The following is a 3208-nucleotide window of genomic DNA, read 5'->3' on the forward strand; positions in this document are numbered from 1 at the left end:
GAGTGGTATTGCTACGACAAGAACGGTGACGCATACGAGAACGTATTCTGCTCCAGCAATGGTAAAGAGTACTACGTAGGTGAGGATGGACAGCTTGTTCGTTCCGAGTGGGTTGAGTACGATGGTTCTTACTACTTCGTAAACAGCAGCGGTGCTAAGATCACAAACGACTGGAGATTAACAACTCCGTACGATGATGACAGCGCTGATGAGGAGTGGTACTACTTCAAGTCCAACGGTAAGAGAGCTGAAGGCGAAAAGGTTACTTACAAAGGAAAAACTTACTATTTCGATACAGACGGAAAGATGCTCACAGGTTGGGTAACAACAACAAGTGACAAAAAAGAAAACGTTAACGAAGCAACAGGCTTCGAGGATGGTCATACATTCTACTGTGACGAGACAGGTGCTCGTGTAGAGGGTGCATGGATTAAGGATACAGCTCCGGGAGTATCTGATGACAGCGCTGATGAGGATGAGTACTGGTACTACTTAAAGGAAACAACCGGTAAGCCGGCAACAGGCAAACAGTCCAACATCAACGGTCAGATCTACCTCTTCAATAATGAAGGTCAGATGCAGCATGGTTGGGTAGCTGCTACAGATACGAACGGCGCTAAGTTTGTTCAGCTCGATAAAGAAGATGATGAGAAGCCTATGGGCGCAGCAGGAGATGCAGCTGTTTACTACTGCGGCGATGAGGACGACGGACACGCTAAAAAGAATAAGTGGACAAAGACATGGCTTCCAGACAACACATCTGAAGAGGATGATGACAAAGAGTGGTTCTGGTTCGATAAGGACGGTAAACTCTTCAGAGGCGGAGAAAAGAATGGTTCTGTAACAGCATCTGACGCTTGGAAGTACAAACTTGATGAGGGTACTCTTAAGAAAGATGCTGATGAATCCACAGGTGTTATCTCCAAGAAGAAAGTTAACTCCAAGGATTACTGGTTCACAAAAGATGGCGTAATGCTTTCTAAGTTCTACTTAATCAACGATGCTATGTACTACTTCGGTGGATCCGATGACGGTTCCATGAAGACTGGTTCCCAGTCCATTAAGGACAATACTGGTGATACTTACAAGTTCTACTTCTATACAAAAGATCAGGCTACATCCTACAAGACTCCGAATGGTGATAAGCACGGTCTTAGCAAGGGCGCTGGTGTAGTTGGTAATCAGGGCAACAAGCTTTACTGGTATGGACTTCAGATTCAGGCTGATGATTACAAGTATCAGGTAGCTACAATTACGATTAATGGTACTGATTACAGCTTCATCGTTAACTCCAATGGTACAATCCAGCACTCTGCAAATACAGAGTATAAGGAAGACGGCGATGTATTAGTTAAGACTGGCGCTTATACCAAGAAAGACAAAGATGGTAAGGACGTTGTTATTCCGACAACATTCGTAAAAGATGGTCAGGCTAAATATGCTATCGAAGATACAAATACTATCAAGAAAGATGTTATCGATGTAGATCTTGGAAAATTCTTCCAGTAATATATTCAATAATATCTTGAATTAGAAATTCTAATTGCAAAACGATTTCAGGCAGGGATTATTTCCCTGCCTGATTTTGCTATATGAGTGCTAATTACACAATTTAGGCGAAGATTTTTCTCCGTCTGTTTACGTTTATACAAAAATTACGCAAAAAATGGGCAGGAATCACTTCCTGCCCATCATGTTTGCAATTAGAATTTCTAATTTTAATCAATCGCTTGGATTACTTACCCTGAACGAAACCACTCATATCAATGTCAGCAACATTCTTAGATACAGTATCCCAGTTGTTAGCTTCATTGCTGATTGCATACTTGAACTGACCGTTTTCTACAAACTTAGTCTCTGTAGCTTTTCCAGATGCATCCTTAATACCTGTTGCGATTAATACATCGCCATCCTCTTTATACTCAGTGCTCTTGGAGTGCTGAATTGTACCATTGGAGTTAACGATGAAGCTGTAATCTACGCCATCTTTTGCGATTGTAGCTAACTGATATTTGTAATCATCAGCCTGAATAAGCATACCATAGTAGTAAAGCTTGTTGCTCTGGTTACCTACTACACCGGCACCCTTCTTGTATCCATAAGTATCTTTTGTATAGAAGTAGAACTTATAGGAATCACCAGTGTTGTCTTTTACTGTCTGAGAACCAGTCTTCATGGAACCGTCATCAGATCCACCGAAGTAGTACATGTTATCATCAATCATGTAGAACTTAGCAAGCATAACACCATCCGGTCTGAACCAGTAATCCTTGGAGTTAACTTTCTTCTTCTCTACGCCAGTAATGCTACCGCCATCATAAACGAGGTCACCCTCTTCGAGTTTATACTTCTGAGCTTTAACAGTAGCGTCAGAACCAGATGCTCTGTAGAGTTTACCGTTCTTGTCAAACCAGAACCACTCTTTATCATCTTCCTCTTCTTCTGTATCGCTCGGAAGCCATGTCTTTAACCATTTATTCTTCTTTGCGTGTCCGTCATCCTCATCACCACAGTAGTAAACTTCGCTGTCTGCATACTCGCTTAAGAGGATCATATCCTGCTCTTCGTCTTCCTTATCTAACTGAACAAAGTTCTTTGTGGAAGAATCAGAACGAGCTACCCAACCATACTGCATCTGACCTTCCTCGTTGAAGAGGTAAATCTGACCATTGATATTGGACTGCTTGCCTGTTGCCGGCTTACCGGTAGCTTTCTTTAAGTAGTACCAGTACTCATCTGCATCTGCATCGTCATCATCTGTGCCCGGCTCTGTGTCTTTAACCCAAGCACCCTCTACACGAGCACCTGTCTCGTCGCAGTAGAATGTGTGGTCTTTCTCATAACCGGTAGCTTCGTTAACGGATGTTGCGCCGTCACCAGTTGTTACCCAGCCTGTGAGCATCTTTCCATCTGTATCGAAGTAATATGTTTTTCCTTTGTAAGTGATCTTCTCGTTCTCAGCTCTCTTACCATTGGACTTGAAGTAGTACCACTCCTCATCAGCTGTGTCATCATCATACGGAGTTGTTAATCTCCAGTCGTTTGTGATCTTTGCACCGCTGCTGTTTACGAAGTAGTAAGAACCATCGTAATCAACCCACTCGGAACGAACGAGCTGTCCGTCGTCTCCTACGTAGTACTCTTTACCATTGCTGGAGCAGAATACGTTCTCGTATGCGTCACCGTTCTTGTCGTAGCAATACCACTC

General features: G+C 42.9%; 2 protein-coding genes. One reads left to right on the forward strand and one right to left on the reverse strand.

Annotated features, from left to right (window positions below; genetic code table 11):
* A partial coding sequence (locus tag GPK90_RS10225) for a PspC-like choline-binding domain-containing protein (RefSeq protein ID WP_215702877.1) occupies positions 1 to 1509 on the forward strand: 1509 nt, incomplete at its 5' end.
* Positions 1510 to 1735: 226 nt separating this feature from the next.
* Here the strand turns inward: GPK90_RS10225 and GPK90_RS10230 are convergent.
* The coding region (locus tag GPK90_RS10230; RefSeq protein WP_215702878.1) for a PspC-like choline-binding domain-containing protein at positions 1736 to 3208 on the reverse strand (1473 nt) is incomplete at its 5' end.

The sequence above is a fragment of the Clostridium sp. MCC344 genome, from assembly GCF_018785365.1.
GTDB lineage: Bacteria > Bacillota > Clostridia > Lachnospirales > Lachnospiraceae > Pilosibacter.